We start from the raw sequence: 5,549 nt of genomic DNA, 5'->3' as shown, positions 1-5,549 counted from the left end.
AAAACCGTACAGTGGACACAAACACAAAAACAAAGCCAAAATAAACATAAGCCTTCGGTCTATTAGTACCAGTCAACTCCACAAGTCTCACGTCCTTGCTTCCATACCCGGCCTATCAACCCCATCATCTATAGGGAACCTCACACCCACAAAGGGCAAGGAAATCTCATCTCAAAACAGGCTTCCCGCTTAGATGCCTTCAGCGGTTATCCCTCCCGAACGTAGCCAATCAGCCATGCACCTGGCGGTACAACTGACATACCAGAGGTTCGTCCGTCCCGGTCCTCTCGTACTAAGGACAGCCTTTCTCAAATTTCCAACGCACGCAGCGGATAGGGACCGAACTGTCTCACGACGTTCTGAACCCAGCTCGCGTACCGCTTTAATGGGCGAACAGCCCAACCCTTGGGACCAACTCCAGCCCCAGGATGCGACGAGCCGACATCGAGGTGCCAAACCATGCCGTCGATATGGACTCTTGGGCAAGATCAGCCTGTTATCCCCGAGGTACCTTTTATCCGTTGAGCGACGGCCGTTCCACAACGTACCGCCGGATCACTAGTCCCGACTTTCGTCCCTGCTCGACCTGCCAGTCTCACAGTCAAGCTCCCTTGTGCACTTACACTCAACACCTGATTGCCAACCAGGCTGAGGGAACCTTTGGGCGCCTCCGTTACACTTTAGGAGGCAACCGCCCCAGTTAAACTACCCATCAGGCACTGTCCCTGAACCAGATCATGGCCCGAAGTTAGACATCCAATATGACCAGAGTGGTATTTCAACAACGACTCCACCATAACTAGCGTCACGGCTTCAACATCTCCCACCTATCCTACACAAGCCACACCGAACATCAATACCAAACTATAGTAAAGGTCACGGGGTCTTTCCGTCCTGCTGCGCGAAACGAGCATCTTTACTCGTACTGCAATTTCGCCGAGTTCATGGTTGAGACAGTAGGGAAGTCGTTACTCCATTCGTGCAGGTCGGAACTTACCCGACAAGGAATTTCGCTACCTTAGGATGGTTATAGTTACCACCGCCGTTTACTGGGGCTTAAATTCTCAGCTTCGCCCAAAAGAGCTAACCAATCCTCTTAACCTTCCAGCACCGGGCAGGAGTCAGTCCGTATACATCGTCTTACGACTTCGCACGGACCTGTGTTTTTGATAAACAGTCGCTTCCCCCTGGTCTCTGCGACCCATACACGCTCCCCACCGCAAGGGCAGTTCACGCTCAAGGTCCCCCTTCTCCCGAAGTTACGGGGGCATTTTGCCGAGTTCCTTAACCATGATTCTCTCGATCGCCTTAGTATTCTCTACCTGATCACCTGTGTCGGTTTAGGGTACGGGCAACTAGAACCTCACGCCGATGCTTTTCTCGGCAGCATAGGATCACCAAATCCTCCACAAAGGAGTCCCATCACGTCTCAGGCCAACACCAGCGCATTTAACAACTGGATACCCTACACGCTTAGACCACGACAACCACCGCGTGGCTTGGCTACCTTCCTGCGTCACACCTGTTAATACGTTTACCTCCAAGGATAGGACCCTACAACCAACCAGCACACCAACAAAAAATGAAAGCACACCAGCATCGCATAGTTAGCATCACCCATTCAGTATTGACGGTTCTTCGTCGGTACGGGAATATCAACCCGTTATCCATCGACTACGCCTGTCGGCCTCGCCTTAGGCCCCGACTAACCCAGGGCAGATTAGCTTGACCCTGGAACCCTTGATCATCCGGCGCACGGGTTTCTCACCCGTGATTCGCTACTCATGCCTGCATTCTCACTCGCATACCCTCCACCACAGTTCACACCGCAGCTTCACCGAATACACGACGCTCCCCTACCCAACAAGAAAAATCTCATTGCCACAACTTCGGTGGTGTACTTGAGCCCCGCTACATTATCGGCGCAGAATCACTTGACCAGTGAGCTATTACGCACTCTTTCAAGGATGGCTGCTTCTAAGCCAACCTCCTGGTTGTCTAAGCAACTCCACATCCTTTCCCACTTAGTACACGCTTAGGGACCTTAATTGATGGTCTGGGCTGTTTCCCTCTCGACAATGAAGCTTATCCCCCACTGTCTCACTGCCGCGCTCTCACTTACCAGCATTCGGAGTTTGGCTGACGTCAGTAACCAATACGGCCCATCGGCCAACCAGTAGCTCTACCTCTGATAAGAAACACACGACGCTGCACCTAAATGCATTTCGGGGAGAACCAGCTATCACAGAGTTTGATTGGCCTTTCACCCCTATCCACAGCTCATCCCCTCCATTTTCAACTGAAGTGGGTTCGGTCCTCCACGACGTCTTACCGTCGCTTCAACCTGGCCATGGATAGATCACTCCGCTTCGGGTCTAGATCCTGCCACTCAAACGCCCTATTCAGACTCGCTTTCGCTACGGCTACCCCACACGGGTTAACCTCGCGACAGAACACTAACTCGCAGGCTCATTCTTCAAAAGGCACGCTGTCACCCCAAAAGGCTCCAACGGCTTGTAAGCACACGGTTTCAGGTACTATTTCACTCCCCTCCCGGGGTACTTTTCACCATTCCCTCACGGTACTGATTCACTATCGGTCATCAGGAAGTATTTAGACTTACCAGGTGGTCCTGGCAGATTCACACGAGATTCCACGAGCCCCGTGCTACTCGGGAAAACAAACGCCCGGCGTGTCAAATTTCGGTTACGGGACTCTCACCCTCTACGGCAGCCCATCCCAAGGCCTTCACCTACCCAACACGACATCAAGCCAGTAGCCAGTTAGAACTACCACGCTGCTCCCACAACCCCCATGATGCAACCCCTAACCGGTATCACACACCACAGGTTTAGTCTCATCCGCTTTCGCTCGCCACTACTCACAGAATCATTATTTATTTTCTCTTCCAGCAGGTACTGAGATGTTTCACTTCCCCGCGTTCCCCCCAACCAGCCTATACATTCAACTGGTGGTAACAAGCCTTACAACTTGCTGGGTTTCCCCATTCGGAAATCCTCGAATCAACGTCCTGTTATCGACTCCCCGAGGCTTATCGCAGATTCACACGTCCTTCATCGGCTCCTGATGCCAAGGCATCCACCGTGTGCCCTTAATGACTTACGACACACAAAATAATCAAAGATTATTTCAAAAATAACTAAGTTTTCTTACAAATCAAAGAAACACATCCAAACAACAAAAATCATTCAAACAGTTTCCAGAAGATGCTCGCGTCCACTATACAGTTCTCAAACAACAACCCAACTACCAACAAACACCACCACACAAAGCAGCAGCACCCACCAGCACCAGGCAAAACGAGAATCACAAACCAAAGCCTGCAACCTCAAAACCCAACAATGCGCCCTCTACCATCCAAAAACCACAACCAACATTCCACCCATGAGCAAACCCAGTGTCCAACACTCGTGAACAAACCAGGCCAACCAAAAGATTGAGCTCCTTAGAAAGGAGGTGATCCAGCCGCACCTTCCGGTACGGCTACCTTGTTACGACTTAGTCCCAATCGCCAATCCCACCTTCGACGGCTCCCCCCAAAAAGGTTAGGCCACCGGCTTCGGGTGTTACCAACTTTCGTGACTTGACGGGCGGTGTGTACAAGGCCCGGGAACGTATTCACCGCAGCGTTGCTGATCTGCGATTACTAGCGACTCCGACTTCATGGGGTCGAGTTGCAGACCCCAATCCGAACTGAGACCGGCTTTTTGGGATTAGCTCAACCTCACAGTATCGCAACCCATTGTACCGGCCATTGTAGCATGCGTGAAGCCCAAGACATAAGGGGCATGATGATTTGACGTCATCCCCACCTTCCTCCGAGTTGACCCCGGCAGTCTCCTATGAGTCCCCACCATAACGTGCTGGCAACATAGAACGAGGGTTGCGCTCGTTGCGGGACTTAACCCAACATCTCACGACACGAGCTGACGACAACCATGCACCACCTGTACACCAGCCCCGAAGGGAAAAACCATCTCTGATCCGATCCAGTGTATGTCAAGCCTTGGTAAGGTTCTTCGCGTTGCATCGAATTAATCCGCATGCTCCGCCGCTTGTGCGGGCCCCCGTCAATTCCTTTGAGTTTTAGCCTTGCGGCCGTACTCCCCAGGCGGGGCACTTAATGCGTTAGCTACGGCGCGGAAAACGTGGAATGTCCCCCACACCTAGTGCCCAACGTTTACGGCATGGACTACCAGGGTATCTAATCCTGTTCGCTCCCCATGCTTTCGCTTCTCAGCGTCAGTTACAGCCCAGAGACCTGCCTTCGCCATCGGTGTTCCTCCTGATATCTGCGCATTTCACCGCTACACCAGGAATTCCAGTCTCCCCTACTGCACTCTAGTCTGCCCGTACCCACTGCAATACCGGAGTTAAGCCCCGGTCTTTCACAGCAGACGCGACAAACCGCCTACAAGCTCTTTACGCCCAATAATTCCGGACAACGCTCGCGCCCTACGTATTACCGCGGCTGCTGGCACGTAGTTAGCCGGCGCTTCTTCTGCAGGTACCGTCACTTTCGCTTCTCCCCTGCTGAAAGAGGTTTACAACCCGAAGGCCGTCATCCCTCACGCGGCGTCGCTGCATCAGGCTTGCGCCCATTGTGCAATATTCCCCACTGCTGCCTCCCGTAGGAGTCTGGGCCGTGTCTCAGTCCCAGTGTGGCCGGTCACCCTCTCAGGCCGGCTACCCGTCGTCGCCTTGGTGAGCCATTACCTCACCAACAAGCTGATAGGCCGTGAGCCCATCTAAAACCAGTACAAACCCTTTCCACCAAACTTCATGCGAAGAATGGTCATATCCAGTATTAGACCCAGTTTCCCAGGCTTATCCCAGAGTCAAAGGCAGGTTACTCACGTATTACTCACCCGTTCGCCACTAATCCACTCCAGCAAGCTGGAGCTTCATCGTTCGACTTGCATGTGTTAAGCACGCCGCCAGCGTTCGTCCTGAGCCAGGATCAAACTCTCCGTTAGAAAACAAAAGACATTTGAAAACCTGATCTCAAAATAAAAAACAAAACAACAACCTCAAACGCCACACGGGGTACGGTGACTCGGTCATCATTTCAATGCTGTCATTCTGAAACCAAAAAGGTTATATCAAAATAAAATATATAAAAATTTGGTATCAGTTGTAGTCACACACCACCACACTCACGTGATGATGCTATGAACAATAAAAAGCACACTATTGAGTTCTCAAGCAACAAACCACACGCAACCACACCAAGAAAAAACAATCCCAGTGACAACCACGCCGGTCAATCTCATTTTTCAGCCACCCACCAAAGCAGGCAACCAGATAACCTTACCAGCAATCCCCCGCAACATGCAACACCAAAACAAGTGAAACACGCCACACAGCAAACCAGAAACAACCCACCAACCAGAAAAACCCAGCCAACAAACCATCCCCAGAAAACCAAGGAAAACCACTCATAAAATTATCAAAAACATCATCTGACAAGGAGCGATAAACACTCACACGCCCTGACGACTCGTACTACTTTACACCCACCCAAAACA

2 rRNA genes are annotated in these 5,549 nt (G+C 51.6%); both read right to left on the bottom strand.

The features are described from left to right. Nucleotides 1-42 precede the first annotated feature (42 nt). Nucleotides 43-3,126: ribosomal RNA gene (locus ACN08X_RS08335) — 23S ribosomal RNA — on the bottom strand. Nucleotides 3,127-3,470: 344 nt separating this feature from the next. Next, nucleotides 3,471-4,997, bottom strand: a 16S ribosomal RNA gene (locus ACN08X_RS08330). The 16S and 23S rRNA genes sit together here, the layout of an rRNA operon. Between the last annotated feature and the right edge of the window lie 552 nt (nucleotides 4,998-5,549).

It is taken from the genome of Rothia sp. P6271 (assembly GCF_048512995.1).
Taxonomy (GTDB): domain Bacteria; phylum Actinomycetota; class Actinomycetes; order Actinomycetales; family Micrococcaceae; genus Rothia.
This window is presented reverse-complemented; position numbering and strand designations above follow the sequence as displayed.